Genomic DNA, 17,342 nt, shown 5'->3' with positions numbered 1-17,342 from the left:
GTTTTATGTCACGCAAAAAAGCCGTGCACATACCAGTGCGGTTGCTGGCTTTCGCCGGGGCGAACACCGGGTACACCGTATAGCCCGTGCCGAAACAGCCAGAAACGCGCACCAGTTGATACCTCCACCCGGTAATAATCCCGCGTGTTGTCATGCGGGTTTAACCACCACTCACAGGCGATACGCTCCGGCCCTTCGGCCTTGACGACCTTATGGTCCACCCGTCGCCAGCGGAAGGATTTCGGCGCGCCTTCAGGTACGGCAGACAGCACATCAACCGCTTCAGGTCGCGGCAGAAGGCGCATGGGACGCCTGTTTTTGCTTGCCATATAGTCCGCCCAGCCGAGGTTCTCTTCACTGGCGGAGGTGATCTGCTGCGCACGTTCCGGCATATGGCTGGCATAATGTTTGAGCTTGGCAACAGAGCCGGGGCCAAGGCGCGCGGCCAGCTTGTCCATCAGCTTTGCTGCTGCCTGCGCTTCTTCCTGCCTGAGGTCACCAATTTGCGAAGGGGCCAGACGTTCGCTTTCAAGCGCGGCAAGCATGATGAGGTCAAAACCAAAACCGGCCTCCAGATCTTTGATTTTCTCATCCAGGAGCCGCATGAAATGCGCCGCATCCCGGCTTGGTTTGCTGATGCCTACTATCCGTTCCTCCACGGTGCCATCCACCCGGTAGGCGCTGAATATCAGGCGCTTGGCGCCGCGCCCGGCTTCCATCAACACGGTGGCAAGGTCTTTGGCAAGGCTGGTTAGCGCATGCTCTATCATCTCGAGATGCTGCGCGGGTTCCATGAAAGCCTGGCGGACCTGCCATTCAGGCAAGGGGACCAGTGGGCTGATCGGCTCATCCCTGCGTCCAAGGGTTTGGTCCAGCTTTTCCAGAAGGGCCGTCACGGCTTTGGCTGGATTCCCCCGAAAACGCTTGGCCAGAGAGGCGCGCGGCAGGGAGGTAAGGCTGCCGATGGTTTTGAGACCCAATCGCCCGAGCGTGGTGATGCTGGCTTCATCAAGCCGGAGCGCACGCACAGGCAGGCCCTCAAGCGCTTTCAGGCTTGTGGTGCTGTCGGTGATGCTACCGCGCCGGTAGCGCGCAAGCGCCCACGCCGCCCCCACGGTTTCTGCCATGGCAGCGCAAGCGGTGATCCCGGCTTTTTGAAGCAGCCTTGTCATGTTCTCAAGCATCTTGGCTTCCCCGCCAAAGAGGTGCGCGCAGCCGGTGGCGTCGATGAGTAAACCGTCCTTGCCATCAGTGCTGACAAGCGGGCTGTAGCGCACCATGAAGCGCGCGAGTTTTTGCAGGCTTTCCGCGTCGGCTTCCCGGCTGGCGGGGCTGGTTGCAAGCGCGGGGTGAATGGCGCGGGCCTCCGCCAGCGTCATGCCAGCCCTAAGGCCAAGCGCAAAGGCATGGGGGCAAGGGGCATATACCTTTTGTGTTTGGTCTACCGTCTCTGTAAGGACCAAAGGTTTGGCTGCCTCACCCTGTTGCGCACCGTTTTGCGAGTGTATCTGCTGGCCTGAAATCCGGTGTGCGGATTGGGCTCTCATGTGGCGTTCTATCGGCCAATGGGGCAACCACAGGGAAACGATCCGGCGCATCTGACCACTCCATTTTTTTGATGTAAGGACGTTCGCCGCCACGGTGTTTTACAAGGGCAACCTCCACATAGGGTTGGCCCGGCGCATAGGGTGCCAAGCCCGGTGGTTCGCTCTGGCTTGAAGAGACCTGATAGCGGCTGAAGCTGGCGCTTGAGGGTGCGCGCTCGCTGCGCAGTATCACAACACAGCGGGTCATATGTTCTCGTGTTGCAAGCGAAAGGCGGCGGCTTTCCGTGAGGTCGATATCTTCCACCTCGCCGATCACGGCGGCAAGGGTGCTGACCTTTAAGCCTTCTTCAATGGCCCACAGGGCTTCAGTGCGGGTGCGGGTGCGAACAAGAATGATGCGGGCTGGGTCGATGCCCAAACCGATAAGGCCGGGCCCGTATGGCAGGCCATGCTCAAGGCATAACCGGCGGCTTGTGACCCACAAGATGGGGAGGTCGTTTTCGGTTGCACAGCCCAGAAGGGCAAAAGCCGTGGCGGGGGTCATGGTGTCGGGCGTTTGGCCCCATACTTCATGAGGGCACCCCGCAGGGAAGGCAGACGTGAGCGGAGTTTTTGCTTTTTTGTCTTCCAGATTATAGGCGTCTGGCCGGGCCTCCAGTTTATTCACCGTTTGGCGAAGCTGCTGCAGGATAGCCGCCTTTTTGTCATCCGCCTGCATGGGGGCGGGGGCATTTCCCCTCGTAGGGCGGTTATCATTTTCAGCAGCATGCCGCACGCAATTTACCTCAATATGTCGGGACTCGGGTGTTCTTTTTGTTCACTATTTGTTCTCATATTTTACCCCATGAGTCAATGAAGGATGGAAACAGCGGTGACGATTTAATCACCGAGAGGTGAGAATATGGTGCTTGACCCCGGAGTATGCTCCGGCCTTATACTGCGCAGCATGAACCGCTTGAAACATACCATTTGCCTTGTGCTTTTCCTGTTTGCCTTTATGGGGCAGAGCGTTGCATCTGCGGCTGACCGCATGGCGTGTTGTGAACGCGGTTTAATGGCGGCAGACACCAGCATGAGCATGGATATGCCTTGCCATGAAAGCGCGGCAGATAACGATATAGCGGTTGATACCTGTTGCAAGGACATGGCGACCGGGCCTGTGATCAGTGATCTGGCTGCGGATATCAGCTTGCCGGCGTTAACCGCCGATAGGGTTGAAGTGGCGGATGGTAGGGTAACGCCTGGCCGCACGCCCGAGTATATTCCCCCACCCCCAAACGCCTGAGAATTGTATGGTAAGGGCCGCAGTGCTGTGGCCCTGATGGTCAATTCTATCAGGTGATATCAGATGAAATTTATACAGGGCCTTGTGGCCGGAATAGTGGCAACCCTTATTGGTGCAGCTGCCCTTTATATGAGCGGAATATTTGCGAGCCCAGCGCCTGCGCCAGAGGGTGCAGCCCAAACAAGCGAGCGCAAGATTGACTATTGGGTCGCGCCGATGGATCCAAGCTACCGGCGTGACGGGCCTGGCAAATCCCCCATGGGGATGGACCTGATCCCCGTTTACGAGGGAGAGGGCGATACGGGCTATGAAGGCGTGGAGATTGACCCCCGCCTTGCGGCTTCTATTGGTGTGAAAACTGCACCCGTGCTCAGGGAAGTGTTAACCCCAAGCGTACACACCATTGGCCAGTTCACCTATGATGAGCGCCTGATGGAACATGTGCATGTGCGCGCCGCAGGGTGGGTTGAAAAACTTTATGTGCGTGCGGCGGGTGAGCCGGTTGAGGCAGGGCAGTCCCTTTTTGAGGTTTATGCGCCAGACCTGCTGGCCGCAGGCGCAGATTATATTCAGGCGCTTGAAACCGGTGAGCGGGTTTATGTAGAGGGTGCAATGGAGCGGTTGCGCGGCCTCGGCATGACCGCAGCAGACATTGAAAAGCTCCATAAAGCCAAAAAGCTGGATAGGGTGTTGACCATCCGTGCACCGCGCTCAGGCATCATTCATAAAATGAACATTGGGGACGGGGACCGGGTGCAGGTGGGCGCGCCTGCCATGTCTGTGGTTGACCTTTCCAAAATGTGGCTGATTGCCAATGTGTTTGAGGCAGACCTGCCGCATGTACGTGAAGGTGCCAAGGTGACGGTCACGCCCCATGCGGCGGAAGGCGCTCGCACTGGCGTGGTGGATTATATCTACCCCGACCTTGATGAGATGACCCGCACGGCGCGTGTCCGCATTGTGCTTGATAACGCTGATGGTGCGCTCAAGATCGGTATGTATGCAGATGTAACCATTGATCGCCCCACCCTTGAAGGGGTGTTAACCGTGCCATCAAGCGCGCTGATCAGGCTTGGCCGCGGCACCCATGTGATGGTGGCGGAAGGTGACGGGCGTTATCGCCCAACCCAGGTAACTACCGGCCCGGAGATGGACGGCGTGACCGTGATTGCTGACGGCCTTTCGGAGGGGGAGGAAGTCGTGGTGCGCGGGCAGTTCATGATCGATTCCGAAGCCAGCTTCCAGGGCGCCAAGATGCGCATGCTGACGAGCGGCGAGGACGACATGGCCGAAGAAGATAGCGGCAGTATGGGCGCTATGGGCGGCATGGATATGGGTTCAATGAGTGAAGATACGGTTGAAGGCACCATCAATGAAGTGATGCTGGATGAGGGCAAGCTCAACATCAGCCATGGGCCGATGGAAAACTTTGGCATGCCGGGTATGACCATGGATTTCCCAGTGGCGGAAAGTGTGGCGCTGGGTGAAGGCCTTGAAGGCGCGCGCGTGCGTTTTACGGTCAAGCGCGAGGGCATGACATTCACGATCATCCGCCTTGATGTGCTGGAGGCTGCGCAGTGATTGCCGCGCTTATCCGGGCGTCGCTTACCAACCGTTTTCTGGTGCTGGCGTTTTCGCTCATTTTGCTCGGGATTGGCTTGATCTCGGCAAAAAACACCCCGCTTGATGCGATCCCTGACCTCTCTGACGTACAGGTGATCGTGAAAACATCTTACCCCGGGCAAGCCCCAAGGGTGGTGGAGGATCAGGTAACCTATCCGCTCACAACCGCGCTGATGGCCGTGCCTAAAGCGACCACGGTGCGTGGTTATAGCTTCTTTGGTGATAGCTATGTTTATGTGCTGTTTGAAGAAGGGACAGACCTTTATTGGGCGCGGTCCCGCGTGCTCGAGTATCTCAATCAGGTTTCGGCGAGCCTGCCGTCTGGTGTGCAACCTGCCCTTGGGCCAGATGCCACAGGCATTGGTTGGGTGTATCAGTATGCGCTTGTTGACCGCACGGGCCGCCACGATATCGCTGAGCTCACGAGCCTGCAGAACTGGTTCCTGAAGTTTGAACTGCAGTCGGTGCCCGGTGTGGCGGAGATAGCCACAATTGGCGGCATGGTGCGGCAGTATCAGGTGACGCTGGATGCTGACAAGCTTCGTGTTCACGGCCTTACGCTTGCGTCCGTGAAAGCCGCGATCATGGCGGGGAATGCCGAGGTTGGCGGTTCGGTGATCGAGATGGCTGAGGCGGAGTATATGATCCGCGCGCGGGGTTATGTGAAAAGCCTTGAAGATTTAGAGCTGATCCCTGTTGGGCGTCTGTCGAACGGCAGCCCGCTTCTTCTGAAAGATATTGGCACTGTCACCTTTGGCCCGGAAATGCGCCGGGGTGTGGGTGAGCTGAACGGTGAAGGTGAGGTTGTTGGCGGCGTGGTCATCATGCGCGTTGGCGAGAATGCCTTGGGTACGATTGACCGCGTGAAAGCCAAACTTGAAAGCCTGAAGTCTGGCCTGCCGGAAGGGGTTGAGATTGTCACCACCTATGACCGGTCTGGCCTTATCACCCGCGCGGTCGATAACCTTTTTGAGAAGCTGACGGAAGAGTTTGTCGTGGTGGCCATTGCCTGTGTGCTCTTCCTTCTGCATCTTCGCTCTTCCTTTATCATTCTGCTCACGTTGCCTCTTGGCGTGCTGTTCGCGTTCACGCTGATGCGCACACAGGGTATTAATGCTGACATCATGTCGCTTGGCGGTATTGCCATTGCCATTGGGGCGATGGTGGATGCAGCCATTGTGATGGTCGAAGCATTGCATCGCAGGCTTGAGACCGAGAAGCTGACGGATGAAAACCGTTGGCAGATTGTTGGCGAAGTGTGCGCGGAAGTAGGGCCTGCGCTCTTTTTCTCGCTTCTGATCATCACCGTGAGCTTTGTGCCTGTGTTTGCGCTTGAAGCCCAGGAGGGGCGCATGTTTGCGCCGCTTGCGTTTACCAAAACATATGCCATGGCGGGGGCGGCGATCCTGTCGGTCACGCTTGTGCCGGTGCTGATGGGCTATCTCATCCGGGGGCGCATGTTGCCGGAGCATAAAAACCCGTTGAACCGGCTTTTGGTGTGGCTTTACCGCTGGGTGCTGCGGGGCGCGCTGCGATTCCCGAAAACGGTACTGGTGCTCGCGCTTGGGGTTACCATTTCAGGGGCGGAGCCGCTTTCCAAACTGGGTAGCGAATTCATGCCGGACCTCAATGAAGGGGATCTTCTGTTCATGCCGTCCGCTTTCCCCGGTGTTTCTGCAGGCAAGGCAGCTGAGATTTTACAGCAGAGCAACAAGATGATCATGACCGTGCCGGAGGTGAAGTCTGCCCACGGCAAGGTGGGGCGTGCGGGCTCAGCGACAGATCCTGCACCGCTCACCATGATTGAAACTGTGGTGCAGCTAAAGCCGGAGAGTGAATGGAGGCCGGGCGTTACGCTTGCGGATATCAAGGCCGAGTTGAACGCGACGGTCCAGATGCCGGGGCTCACCAATCTTTGGGTGATGCCGATCAAAAATCGCATCGATATGCTGGCTACAGGTATCAAAACGCCCATCGGTATCAAAATCGCTGGTGCTGAGCTGGAGGTGATTGGCGGCATTGGTGCCCGGATTGAGGAATTGCTCACAGATGTGCCCGGCACCGTATCCGTCTATGCGGAACGTGTGGTGGGTGGCCGCTATATCGATGTTGATGTGAAGCGGGAAGTTGCTGCCCGTTACGGCATGTCGGTCACTGATGTGCAGGACATCGTGCGTTTTGGTGTTGGTGGTGCCAACATTGGTAGCAGCACTGAAGGGCTGGAGCGGTATCCCATCAACCTTCGCTTCCCGCGTGACAGCCGGGATAGCATTGAGGCGCTCGAGCGTTTGCCTGTTGTGACCAAATCCGGTGCGCACGTGCCGCTTTCTGTGCTGGCGGATATCCGCATTGAGGATGGCCCCGGCATGATAAGGAGCGAAAACGCACGCCCCGGCGGTTGGGTTTACGTGGACATCAATGACCCCGATATCACCGGCTATGTTGCGCGCGCCAAGGAAGTGCTTGCGGGCAAGCTTGACTTGCCCACGGGCTACACGCTCGCATGGTCAGGCCAGTATGAGTTTATAGAGCGAGCAACGGAACGCCTGACGATCATCGTGCCCATCACGCTTGTTGTTATCATGCTCTTGCTCTTCATGGTGTTTCGCCATCTGGGGGATGTGGCGGTGGTTATGCTTTCCCTGCCGCTCGCGCTTACGGGGAGTTTCTGGTTCCTGTATCTCATGGGGTTCAACCTCTCGGTCGCGGTTGTTGTGGGGCTTATCGCGCTTGCAGGCGTGGCCGTTGAGACGGCCGTGGTGATGCTGGTGTTCCTGCATGGCAGTGAGCGGGATTACCGCAAAAAATATGGTGATAATTTTGATGTGAAAGCCATGGTGATGGACGGTGCGCTTCTCCGCCTCAGGCCCATTATGATGACTGTTATCACCGTTATCGCGGGGCTGGTGCCGATCATGACGGGTGAGGGCACAGGATCAGAGGTTATGCGCCGCATCGCGGCCCCTATGGTGGGGGGTATGGTCACGGCAACCATTCTGTCACTGATCGCTATTCCGGTGATCTTCTATCTTTGGCGTAGCGCGAAGGTGCCAAAATAAAGCTCTTGACCCTGTAGTAAGCTACAGGGTGTATGGTAGGTGCGAATCAAGGTGAGGGGCATAGCCCGAGCCGATAGTGAGGAGCATGACCATGCGTGCAATGACAATAGGAAAACTGGCCAAAGCCACAGGCGTGGGCGCGGAGACCATTCGCTATTATGAGCGAAGCGGTTTCCTGCCTGCGCCCGAACGGCTGCCATCTGGATATCGGGTATATAGCGCGGATTCCACCAAGCGCATTCGCTTCATCAAGGAAGCACAGGCGCTTGGGTTTACGTTGCAGGAAGTGAGCGAACTGTTCGCGCTTACGGATGACCCGGACGCAGACTGCGCTGATGTGAACGCACGGGCGCAGGCCAAACTTGAAGAGATCAATGAGAAGATCGCGCGGCTGACGCTAATGCGCGAAAGCCTTGAGCGCATTTCAAAATACTGCCCGGCGGATGAACACCCGATCACGGAATGCAGCATTATCAATCACCTTTACGGCAAAGCGGGGATGGCATCATGAGCGAACATAAGCACAGCAGTTGCTGCCACACTGAGCAGAACAACGAACACAAAAACCATGAAGGCCATGATAGCCACGAGCACGGCGGTAGCTGCCACCCCAAAGACAAAACCGATTGGCTTTTGTGGGGAAGCAGCATTCTGGTGGCGCTCGGGTTTGTGCTCTATTTCTTGCCGCTGCCGGATATTGCTTACCTGAAGTCCTATGCTGACGGTGTTTATGAGCTGGTTGTGCGCATGTGGTGGGGTGTGCTGATTGGCATCGTGATGGTGGGGTTCCTCTCCAAGGTGCCGCGCGAGTTTGTGCTGGCGGCGCTTGGCCGAGGCGGCAGCTTCAGCGGTATCGCAAGGTCGGTCCTTGCCGGTGTGCTGCTTGACCTCTGCAACCACGGTATCCTGATGGTAGGCGCGAAACTTTATGAGCGTGGTGCATCCTATGGGCAAGTGGTTGCTTTCCTTGTGGCAAGTCCCTGGAACAGTTTCTCGTTGACACTTGTGCTTGTTGCGCTCATCGGGCTGAAGTGGACGCTTGCTTTTATCTTCCTCTCGGTCGTGATTGCGCTGATCTCCGGCGTGGCGTTTGACATGCTGGAACGGCGCGGTGTGATCGCCCCCAACCCCAACAAGGTAGACATCAGGGATGATTTTCATTTCTGGCGGGATGCCAAGGCTGGCCTTGCTTCCGTGAAGTGGGACCGCGCTTTCTTCCGCGATGTTGCAAAGCTTGGCCTGCATGAAAGCCGGATGGTATTGCGCTGGATCCTGTTTGGTATCGTGCTGGCAGTTGTGGTGCGCATGCTGATGGACGGCAATATGTTCGAAAGCTATTTTGGCCCAACGCTTCTCGGGCTTCTGGCAACCGTGGGCGCCGCGACGATCATTGAGGTCTGTTCTGAAGGGTCAACGCCCTTGGCGGCAGACCTGATAACCCGCGCCAACGCCCCCGGCAACAGCTTCGCCTTCCTGATGACGGGCGTCGCGACAGACTATACCGAGATTATGGTATTGAAATCCGTAACTGGTCGGTGGCTCAACGCGCTTCTGTTGCCTGCAATCACCGTACCGCAGGTGATCGCCATCGCCTACTTCCTCAACTAGGGCGGTCTAGCGTTTATCAACAGGCAACTGCCGCCTGGCGGTTGCCTGTAAGCCGATATATTCGTCGTAATATGGCTTGGCGATGGTGAGGCAATATTGCTGCACGGTTGAACCCAGCTCTTTCCGCTCAGCACTCAGGTCCGCAAGCGCGGCGGCAAACTCAAACGCATAAATATCGAACGCGAGGTCACGGATATAATCCCGCGTGATGTTATCTTCCTTGCCGACAAATTTGGCCCATTCCGGCTCTTCCCACTGGGCGGTGATGATCTCGGTGAGGTTCATGTGCACCAGCCGGTTGATGGGGGTTAAGTCAACATTCAGGTCATGCCGTTTACAGTAGTTCACATAAGCGCGGAATTTGGATGCGGCGAGAACATAGTGATACAGCGTGTGGTTGGTCAGCCGGATACGGGTCCATTGCTCCATCGTGAAAACACGAAGCTCGGCAAGGCCTTTGTCTTCCGGCAGGAACAACTGCTCCGGCACTTCGTAGTGCGGTACATCCAGCACAGAGGCCTTCTCTTTTGGTGCATATTGCTGGGCCATGGCACTGGTGCCCAGCAGACAAAGTGGCAGAAAAAGGCTGAAAATTTTGCTAGAAAGTCGCATGGTCCCCACCGGTGTTTCGATTTTGCGCCTACTTTTGGGGGTTTTCGAGCAGCTTTCAAGCGCTAAATTAGCCGCCGGGCTTAATTGGCGAGAGGGAGACTAGAGATACGATGATTGCTGAACTTCTGGCTCTACTTCTGCTGCAGAATGCCGAGTTACCGTGCGAGCCGATCGAAAAGGACATCGTTGGCAAATCGCTTGAAGGGCAGCTGATGCCCGGCCAGACCGTTCATGTGCTTCCGATCAGCTGCATGGAACCGCGCCGGATGGATTTTGTGATCTTCACTGATGACGAAAGCCAGAATCTGGTGATCAAGCAGGTTTGGGGCATGCCCGGCGATACCTTCAGTGTGGCGGATAACGGCGGGCTTTTTGTCAATGGTGAGCAGGCGCTGACATCCTTTGATCGGCCCTATATCGTGAACCGCTTCTTCAAGAAAAAGCTCAAAAAGTTTGAGGGTGTGCTTGAAGGGTATCTGGTGCTCGGGCATCCGGGCAGCCTTGATAGCGGCCGTATCGGCCCCATCTCGAAAGACGTGATGCTGGGTGTGGTAAAACGAAGCGAAGGCCGTGAGCGCGCAGACCGTTAGGCGCTTGCCAACACCTCATCCAATGCTTTTCTGAACCGCCTGCTAACCGGCAGCCTGGCACCGCTCTTGAGCGTCAGTTCCGCGTCCCCGTCACTTGTGGGGGTTACGCTCGCGATCCGGTCTGTTGCCACAATGTATGACCTGTGCGTGCGCGCGGAACGCACGCCAGCGTCCGTGAGGATGCGCTCAAGCCCGGCGAGGCTTTGCCGTACAAGATGCATATCCGCTGATGTATGAATTTCGACATAGTTGCCTGCGGCTTTGGCGAAAAGGAAGTCATCGGCCTCAATATAGACTGTCTGTGCGCCGGTTTTGAACTGCAGGCGTTTTGGCTTGTCATCACTCGTGGGTTTAACGCGCGCGAGCACAAGATGCGCGACAGCCGTGAACATGGCGAAGGTGACAACATCCTTGCGGTATTCGTAGCTCGCCTCTCTTATCACATCGCCGAAAAAGATATAGGGGCCGGGCTGAAATAACCAGAAGGCTACCTTGCGGATCATCACCATGCCGGTCACATGAAGGGCGGAGAAGATGACACTGCACCCGAGATAGAGCAGCACATGGGTTTGCCAGTTGCTGGTCAGCACCGGCATGCGGCGCACGAGCAGCAAGACGGCGGGGTAAAGCGCCAGAAGCACCACGGCGCTTGAATATTCATAAAGCCAGGGCAGGCTGGTGTCAACCGCTACGCCCGCGCGTTCAGCATCTACATTAGCGGTAACCGCATTCACGCTTGCGATCGCCACGGTGATAGCCGTGATCAGCAGAAATAGCAGCTTCTCTTCCCGGCTGGGAAGCAAGCGGTCCAACAAGGTCGTTTTATGTTCTGACTGAATGCTCATGCCGTCACTATAGTCAGCAACGCGCACACGTAAATCTTAAATAAGCATACTGCCGCTTGTCCCGCATGAGCGGTATTTCGTCCCTCATTCTCGCCTTTCATGCCGCCGTTTATCCCACCTGTGCGCCGTTTGTGTCTGCGTGCTCGCCACGCGTCGCCAGGTCGTTTAGCTCTTGTCTCACCCGAGTTTCCAATGCGAGGATATAAAAATGAATACGCAAACACATACAAGGCGTTATGACCTGGATTGGCTTCGTGTCATCGCCTTTGCTCTGCTGATTTTATATCATGTAGGCATGTATTATGTGACATGGGGCTGGCACGTAAAAAGCCCCTATGAAAGCGACTTTCTTGAGCCCTTCATGATGCTTCTGAACCCGTGGCGGTTGCCCCTGCTTTTTATCATCTCAGGCATTGCAGTGTGCTTCGCGGCAGACAAGATGGCAGCAGGCCCGTTTGCCTGGGCGCGCTTCAAGCGGCTGATGGTGCCGCTTCTGTTCGGCTCGTTCTTCATTGTGCCGCCGCAAACCTATTATGAGCTGCTGGCTGATGGGGCCATTAACCCGGGATACTGGGGTTTCTATAAACTGTATGTCGACTTTGGCCGGCACTGGGAGATGGCAACCCCCACATACAACCACCTCTGGTATGTGATGTACGTGCTGATTTACACCATGATAGCGGTGCCGCTTTTGCTGCTGCGGCGGCGCATAAAATGGCCCGACGTTTTAGGCAGGTTGATTTCGGGCCCATTGGTGTTGCTTTTGCCTGTGCTGCCATTTGTTCTGTACCGGTTCACCCTTGATACACAGTATCCCGAGACACATGATTTCATGAAAGACTGGGGCGCGCATGCACGGTACGGCAGTTGGTTCCTGCTGGGTCTGCTGGCGGCAAAAAGCGACGGGTTCTGGCGCGGCATCAAAACCTATTGGCGGCATGCGCTTGGGCTTGCGGTTATTAGTGGTGCAATCCTTACACCCATCTGGCTCAACTGGGACGCTTTGGCGGAAGAAAGCGCATCTATGCAGGCCGCGCGGGCGCTTCGTGTGGCATATATGTGGTGGGTGATCGCAGCGCTGTTCGGCGCGGCTGAGGCAAAGCTGAACAAGCCCAGCAAGGCGTTAACTTACCTGACCGAGGCGGTGTTCCCTTACTACATCTTGCATCAGACTGTGATCATCATGATAGGCGTCGCCTTGAAGCCGTACCTTGTTGGGGCCGTGCCCGAGTTTTTTATGGTGGCGATTGGTACGGCTGCCGCGTGCGCAGTGCTCCATGAATATGTTATCCGCCGGGTGGCGATGCTCAGGCCGCTTTTTGGCTTGAAAGGAGCCAAGTCTGCGCCCGCGCCGGTTTCTAGTGTGAGCGCCTGACGGCAATATTTTGTACCCCATAATGCCGGGTCATTGGGTTGAGCTACTACCCAAGAGCGTAAACTGAACGAAACTGTTATTCACCGTTCAGCAAGCGTTCAGCTTTCCTGCCTTACCTCAGGACCATTGCACGACTTAGGGGGTGCTATGGCTAGCACTATCGGAGGGCTGGGCGCCATTGGCGTTCAGCTCCCCGGTAGTCATATTCGGCAGGGTGTTTTTCTCCGTCTTGCCGGAGGCGTTCACTGGTTCCCTCGTATCACCGTGAGTTAAGTGCCGCGTGGGAGCAAAACATGCCTTTTTTTAGTAGAGTTCGCCTTTCATCCTATTCATCAACAGCCCTTTATACCGGTGCGGTAATCGCGCCGCTCATGCTTGCGCCGTTGGCCGCAGCAGAAGACAAGGAGATTGACGATGACCGCACAACAGCGGTTACAACATCAAGTTTCCTTGGCCAATCGGGCAAGCTGACCATCACGGAAAATGGCACGATCAAGGTCTCAGGCGGTGCGCCGCTGACCATTGACGGAAACCACACGCTCTCAATGAATGGTGAATTGAGCTCCGCCAGCACACTCTCAGGTATCGGCCTTAAGGTCGATACAGGGGATGACCTTCGTTTGACCTCAGGTATCGACATTGACGGCAAGATCACCGTCACCGGGCCAACGGCAGTCAATACAGCCACAACAAATGTGGGTCTCGGCCTTTTTGGCGGCGGTGTTTTTGACGGCAATATCAAAACAACGATCGACAGCGCCATCAGCGTTGGCGGCGCGAACGCGAAGGGCATTTATATCGGCTCTGATATGGAAGGAAATCTCGTCAGTAATGGCGGTATCAGCCTGAACGGCGCCAACAGCATCGGCATTCATATCGAAGGGGATGTTGACGGTGATGTTTCGATTGATGGCTCCATCTCGGCACCCGTGAAAGGGGCAACCGGTGTGCTAGTTTCTGGCTCCATTGACGGCGCTTTTGTGCATGAAGGGTCTATCATCATAGGTAAAAATGCCACCACGGACAGCGACGGTGACCCGGTTGATGCTGTGCCTGCAACAGCGGGCGTGCACATCACTAATGATATCACCGGCGGCGTCTATTTTGGCGGTACGGGCATTAACGACAAAGCGGAAGAAGGGGAGACCATTCCCCAATCCACCATCGCCTCAACTGGTGGTGCGCCTGCCTTTCTGGTTGAGAACCTGAAGGATGATGGTTCGGACCTCGTCCTCGGTGCGATCTCTGGTGAGGATTATGCGGTTATCCACAAAGGGACCATGACCTCGAAAGGGGTCAGCTCAGGTATTGAAAGCTGGGGCATGCGGTTCGCTGGCGCGGGCGAGAACGAATGGGTCCGGCTTGAAGGTGGTATGTATCTTGACCGTGGCCGGGTTAGTGTCTCCGCGCTTGATGCTACCGCTATCGGCATTGAAGTTGGTGACTATACGGATATCCCCAAACTGCTGAACCGTGGTGTGATCGAGGCGGTGACGTCCGTGACATCTTCAACCGACAGCGACAACAAGGTCACTTATAGCGAAGGTGGCGACGCTATCGCGCTCTCTGTCACAGAGAATGGGCAACTGCCAGTCCTGCGGAACAGGAACAGCATTGTGGCTGTCGCGTCTGGTGAGGGTAAAGATGCTTTTGCGGTGCAGGACAAATCCGGCACGCTTTCAAGCATCTCTAACTATGGCATCCTGAGCGCAACGTTGGGCACCAACAACACCACAGGCGATGCGGTTGCGCTGGACGTAAGTGCCAACACAACTGGTGTGACCCTCTATAATACTGGCAAAATAACCGGTGATATATGGATGGGTAGCGGCAATGACCGCGTTGAACTGACAGAAGGTACCCTCACCGGTGACATCAAGTTTGGCGCAGGCGCCGATGAACTTCTGATCGCGGGCGATGCTATCTTCACAGGCGGTGTAAGCCATGAAGGCACACTCAATCTCACGCTCTCTGGCGCTGATCTCTCCCTCGGTGTGAACGACAGGTTCGAGGTGACAACAGCAAACCTCACCGGCGAATCCACGCTTTTTGTGACTATTGATCCGCTCACTGGCAAGTCTGGCCTTTTTGATGCCAGCGGCGAAGTGATCATTGGCGAAGATGTTGCGATCACGCCTGTTTTCGAGACATTCATCACTGAGGCACAGGAATATGACCTTCTGCAAGCCGGTAGCATCACCCTTGGTGGTGCGCTTGAGCAGCCTACGCTCGCAAACCAGTCTTTCCTCCTCAACAGCTCCCTCACTCTCAGTGGAGAAGGAGACAAGATCATCCTTGAGGTGCGGCCCAAAACGGCGGAAGAATTGTCGCTCAGTGGTAACAAAGCCAAGATCTATGAGGGTATCCTCGATAGCCTCGACCCTGCGGATGACCTGGGGGGTGCGCTCGCGCAGCTTGAAGACGCAGAAGGTGTTGACCGTGCGATGGAGGCGATCCTGCCGGATACAACCAATGCCATGTTCCAGATGGCTTACTCAGGCGCGCGCCAGCTTGAGGCAACCCTTGGTGACCGCATGATCACCGCAACCGCGAACCGGCGCGTTGATGGCGGCTTCTGGGCACGAGAGCTGGTGGGTTTTGGTACGGCTGATATAGCTGACTCCGCGGCAGATAGCGACTATCTGGGCGCTGGTGTGCTCATCGGTTTTGATAAAAACCTGAACAAAAATGTTCTCTGGGGTATCAGCACGGGTTTCCTGCTTCAGGGCAGCAGCCGTGAAGGCGATATCGGGGATGATGTGTCCCTCTTCACACCGTTTGTGTCCTCCTACCTGATGGCGAGCGACGGCGCGCTCTTCCTCACTGGTTCCGCATCCTTCTGGTACAACAGTGTCACCCGAAGCCGCGGCCTGAATGTGGAGACAGTGAACAAGTCTATCGAGAGCAATTCAAACGGCTGGACAGGCTCGGTGGATGCGCATGTGGGGTATGACCTGAAGCTCGGCGGTTTGCATATCCGGCCAAAAATCGGCGCAAACTATATCCGCGCGAAAGAAAGTGGTTACACGGAAGAGGGCGGTGACGGCGCCAACCTTGTGGTGGAAGGCCGTAACTTTAACCGGCTTGACGGTGTGGGTAGCGTGAGCATCGGCCATGATTTCCTCTGGAAAGGCCAGGGCGAAAACGCTGTTTACGTGCGGCCGGAAGTGTTCGGCTCCTACCGCAAGCGGCTTTCAGGCACCAGTCAGTTTATCACCAGCGCACGGTTTGAAAGCGGCACCGAGTTTTTTGAGCTCAATAATGATGCGATCGCAGACACCAGCACCGAGATGGGCGCGAACCTCAATATCTTCAGTGGTTTTGGGGCTGCAACCCTTCGCTATACCTATGAAAAACGGGAAGACTGGCGCGCACACTATGGCGGCTTCAATTTCCAGATGCAGTTCTAGGAGCAGGGCAAAAGCGAGGATGACCCGAAGATTACTACGGGCATGAAAAAGCGGTGTGGTCAGGCTTGGCCACACCGCTCACTAATTGAAGGTATCATGGTTTAGGCCGCTAGGTTGGAAAAGCGTAGAACGAGTGTCTCAATTCTGGCGCTTTTGACTGTGACAATCTGACGAATTTTGTTGAGGAGAACGCCTGCGCTTTGGTCATCAAGGTCTGTGCAGTCAACCTCGATCCACTGGTTGCCCTCTTCAGTGCGGCGGGCAGCGAGGTTGTCGCAAGCGAGGCCGCGAATGGTGAACAGTTCCAGCACGCGGGACAGGGTATTGGGCTCAAATTCCGCCATGACGGAAAAACGGGTTCGGGTATTGCCTCTGAGGACCATCGGTTGGGTCTCCTTAATATGCTGCCGCACACCCGTGTGGGGCAGATAGGTTGATGATTGAGAGAAAATAAGCCGACACAGATGGGAAAGGGTTCCTAATGTGGCGCTATTTTGCTAAAGAGTGGGATAATTTCCCGAATTGAGTAAGGTATCAGGAAAAATGACCGATAAAATAGATGATCTGGATGCGCGCATCCTAAATTTTCTTCAAAACGACGCGCGTATTCCACTCGTTGATCTGGCGGACAAAGTCGCCTCCAGCCGGTCTGCCGTGTGGCGCAGAATCCAGAAACTCGAAGAAGCCGGGATCATTAAAAACCACACTGTGCTGCTGGACGCCAAAAAAGCGGGTCTTGGCGTGCTTGTGTTCGCGCAGGTGAAGATGCATGCCCACAGCCGCGACAGCCTGCCCAATTTCATTGAGAAAGTGCGCAACTTCCCCGAGGTGATCGAATGCCATACCCTGATGGGGGATATCGACTTTATCCTCAAGGTCAGGGTTGAGAGCGTTGAGGCTTACGAGGAATTCTTCTGGAACCAGCTGTCGCAAATCGAAGGCGTGCGGGAGATCAACTCCTCCATCGCGTTGACGGCGGTGAAAGATACCACGATATTGAACGTGAAGGCCGCAAGCTAAGCGCATCAGACAAGTAATCGCACTTGCTCACCCCTTCCTCCGCCTTGTTCTTGATGAAGGGGCACGTCAGGCCGCCATCCAACTTCACCTTGCCGGGCCGGAGGCCATGCAGTATAGGCTGAAGACGGATGGTGCTTTCACGAACCTCGTGAAAGCTAAGAGGGAACACGGTGCTGCCCTGATGGGCTTAAACCGTGGCTGTGCCCGCAACTGTAGATGGGGACACCTGTCGGCAAATCCACTGAACCGCGAGCATTCGTGGTTTGGGAAGGCGTCGCAAAGGTGAGTGATCCATAAGCCAGGAAACCTGCCATCCCGTCGCCTGTCTGCCGGTCGGGACAACCGGGTAGAAGCGGCCTTGCCGTCTT

At 56.1% G+C, this 17,342-nt stretch carries 14 protein-coding genes and 1 riboswitch; of the genes, 9 read left to right on the top strand and 5 right to left on the bottom strand.

Annotation, left to right across the window (positions count from 1 at the left end):
• Positions 1-8: 8 nt before the first annotated feature.
• Positions 9-1,547 (bottom strand): Y-family DNA polymerase, encoded by a 1,539-nt coding sequence (locus tag ACN0XZ_RS11745; protein ID WP_417457954.1) that lies wholly within the window; start codon positions 1,545-1,547, stop codon positions 9-11.
• Positions 1,477-2,265: an ImuA family protein gene (locus tag ACN0XZ_RS11740; protein ID WP_417457953.1), complete on the bottom strand. Its 789-nt coding sequence runs from the start codon at positions 2,263-2,265 to the stop codon at positions 1,477-1,479. Before ACN0XZ_RS11740 ends, ACN0XZ_RS11745 begins: the two co-directional genes overlap by 71 nt.
• A 183-nt stretch (positions 2,266-2,448) precedes the next feature.
• Between ACN0XZ_RS11740 and ACN0XZ_RS11735 the strand changes: the two genes are divergently transcribed.
• From ACN0XZ_RS11735 to ACN0XZ_RS11715, 5 genes are all read left to right on the top strand, one after another.
• A complete protein-coding gene (locus ACN0XZ_RS11735; RefSeq protein WP_417457952.1) occupies positions 2,449-2,832 on the top strand; it encodes a hypothetical protein in 384 nt (127 codons plus the stop codon).
• A gap of 63 nt (positions 2,833-2,895) precedes the next feature.
• A complete protein-coding gene (locus tag ACN0XZ_RS11730) occupies positions 2,896-4,413 on the top strand; it encodes an efflux RND transporter periplasmic adaptor subunit (protein WP_417457951.1) in 1,518 nt (505 codons plus the stop codon).
• On the top strand, positions 4,410-7,514 hold the full coding sequence (locus tag ACN0XZ_RS11725; protein ID WP_417457950.1) for an efflux RND transporter permease subunit: 3,105 nt from the start codon (positions 4,410-4,412) through the stop codon (positions 7,512-7,514). The genes ACN0XZ_RS11730 and ACN0XZ_RS11725 overlap by 4 nt, the downstream gene beginning before the upstream one ends.
• A 91-nt stretch (positions 7,515-7,605) precedes the next feature.
• A complete protein-coding gene (locus ACN0XZ_RS11720) occupies positions 7,606-8,025 on the top strand; it encodes a heavy metal-responsive transcriptional regulator (RefSeq protein ID WP_417457949.1) in 420 nt (139 codons plus the stop codon).
• Complete coding sequence (locus tag ACN0XZ_RS11715; RefSeq protein WP_417457948.1) at positions 8,022-9,122, top strand: permease; 1,101 nt, start codon at positions 8,022-8,024, stop codon at positions 9,120-9,122. Before ACN0XZ_RS11720 ends, ACN0XZ_RS11715 begins: the two co-directional genes overlap by 4 nt.
• 6 nt (positions 9,123-9,128) lie before the next feature.
• Here the strand turns inward: ACN0XZ_RS11715 and ACN0XZ_RS11710 are convergent, their stop codons facing one another.
• Positions 9,129-9,734 (bottom strand): hypothetical protein, encoded by a 606-nt coding sequence (locus ACN0XZ_RS11710; RefSeq protein ID WP_417457947.1) that lies wholly within the window; start codon positions 9,732-9,734, stop codon positions 9,129-9,131.
• 110 nt (positions 9,735-9,844) lie between these two features.
• On the opposite strand from ACN0XZ_RS11710, the gene ACN0XZ_RS11705 reads away from it, so the two are divergent.
• Positions 9,845-10,324 (top strand): S26 family signal peptidase, encoded by a 480-nt coding sequence (locus ACN0XZ_RS11705; RefSeq protein WP_417457946.1) that lies wholly within the window; start codon positions 9,845-9,847, stop codon positions 10,322-10,324.
• On the opposite strand, the gene ACN0XZ_RS11700 is transcribed toward ACN0XZ_RS11705, so the two are convergent.
• On the bottom strand, positions 10,321-11,196 hold the full coding sequence (locus ACN0XZ_RS11700; protein WP_417457945.1) for a LytTR family DNA-binding domain-containing protein: 876 nt from the start codon (positions 11,194-11,196) through the stop codon (positions 10,321-10,323). The two genes, ACN0XZ_RS11705 and ACN0XZ_RS11700, sit on opposite strands and share 4 nt — an antisense overlap.
• Positions 11,197-11,377: 181 nt before the next feature.
• On the opposite strand from ACN0XZ_RS11700, the gene ACN0XZ_RS11695 reads away from it, so the two are divergent.
• Positions 11,378-12,544, top strand: coding sequence for an acyltransferase family protein (locus ACN0XZ_RS11695; protein WP_417457944.1), 1,167 nt, complete (start codon positions 11,378-11,380; stop codon positions 12,542-12,544).
• Between the two features lie 293 nt (positions 12,545-12,837).
• On the top strand, positions 12,838-15,954 hold the full coding sequence (locus tag ACN0XZ_RS11690) for an autotransporter outer membrane beta-barrel domain-containing protein (protein WP_417457943.1): 3,117 nt from the start codon (positions 12,838-12,840) through the stop codon (positions 15,952-15,954).
• A 101-nt stretch (positions 15,955-16,055) separates the two neighbouring features.
• On the opposite strand, the gene ACN0XZ_RS11685 is transcribed toward ACN0XZ_RS11690, so the two are convergent.
• Entirely contained in the window at positions 16,056-16,337 is a 282-nt protein-coding gene (locus ACN0XZ_RS11685; RefSeq protein WP_417457942.1) for a hypothetical protein, read from the bottom strand.
• Between the two features lie 160 nt (positions 16,338-16,497).
• On the opposite strand from ACN0XZ_RS11685, the gene ACN0XZ_RS11680 reads away from it, so the two are divergent.
• Complete coding sequence (locus tag ACN0XZ_RS11680) at positions 16,498-16,974, top strand: Lrp/AsnC family transcriptional regulator (RefSeq protein WP_417457941.1); 477 nt, start codon at positions 16,498-16,500, stop codon at positions 16,972-16,974.
• A 112-nt stretch (positions 16,975-17,086) separates the two neighbouring features.
• Positions 17,087-17,304: riboswitch (cobalamin riboswitch) on the top strand.
• The last annotated feature ends 38 nt before the right edge of the window (positions 17,305-17,342 follow it).

This window comes from Kordiimonas sp., from assembly GCF_048264555.1.
Taxonomy (GTDB): domain Bacteria; phylum Pseudomonadota; class Alphaproteobacteria; order Sphingomonadales; family Kordiimonadaceae; genus Kordiimonas.
This window is presented reverse-complemented; position numbering and strand designations above follow the sequence as displayed.

What these genes read in the sequence shown, in the direction of transcription:
- ACN0XZ_RS11710 (WP_417457947.1), bottom strand. Translation starts at nt 9,734, where the DNA reads ATGCGACTTTCTAGCAAAATTTTCAGCCTTTTTCTGCCACTTTGTCTG.
- ACN0XZ_RS11735 (WP_417457952.1), top strand. Translation starts at nt 2,449, where the DNA reads ATGGTGCTTGACCCCGGAGTATGCTCCGGCCTTATACTGCGCAGCATG.
- ACN0XZ_RS11715 (WP_417457948.1), top strand. Translation starts at nt 8,022, where the DNA reads ATGAGCGAACATAAGCACAGCAGTTGCTGCCACACTGAGCAGAACAAC.
- ACN0XZ_RS11745 (WP_417457954.1), bottom strand. Translation starts at nt 1,547, where the DNA reads ATGAGAGCCCAATCCGCACACCGGATTTCAGGCCAGCAGATACACTCG.
- ACN0XZ_RS11720 (WP_417457949.1), top strand. Translation starts at nt 7,606, where the DNA reads ATGCGTGCAATGACAATAGGAAAACTGGCCAAAGCCACAGGCGTGGGC.
- ACN0XZ_RS11740 (WP_417457953.1), bottom strand. Translation starts at nt 2,265, where the DNA reads ATGCAGGCGGATGACAAAAAGGCGGCTATCCTGCAGCAGCTTCGCCAA.
- ACN0XZ_RS11695 (WP_417457944.1), top strand. Translation starts at nt 11,378, where the DNA reads ATGAATACGCAAACACATACAAGGCGTTATGACCTGGATTGGCTTCGT.
- ACN0XZ_RS11680 (WP_417457941.1), top strand. Translation starts at nt 16,498, where the DNA reads ATGACCGATAAAATAGATGATCTGGATGCGCGCATCCTAAATTTTCTT.
- ACN0XZ_RS11690 (WP_417457943.1), top strand. Translation starts at nt 12,838, where the DNA reads ATGCCTTTTTTTAGTAGAGTTCGCCTTTCATCCTATTCATCAACAGCC.
- ACN0XZ_RS11730 (WP_417457951.1), top strand. Translation starts at nt 2,896, where the DNA reads ATGAAATTTATACAGGGCCTTGTGGCCGGAATAGTGGCAACCCTTATT.
- ACN0XZ_RS11685 (WP_417457942.1), bottom strand. Translation starts at nt 16,337, where the DNA reads ATGGTCCTCAGAGGCAATACCCGAACCCGTTTTTCCGTCATGGCGGAA.
- ACN0XZ_RS11705 (WP_417457946.1), top strand. Translation starts at nt 9,845, where the DNA reads ATGATTGCTGAACTTCTGGCTCTACTTCTGCTGCAGAATGCCGAGTTA.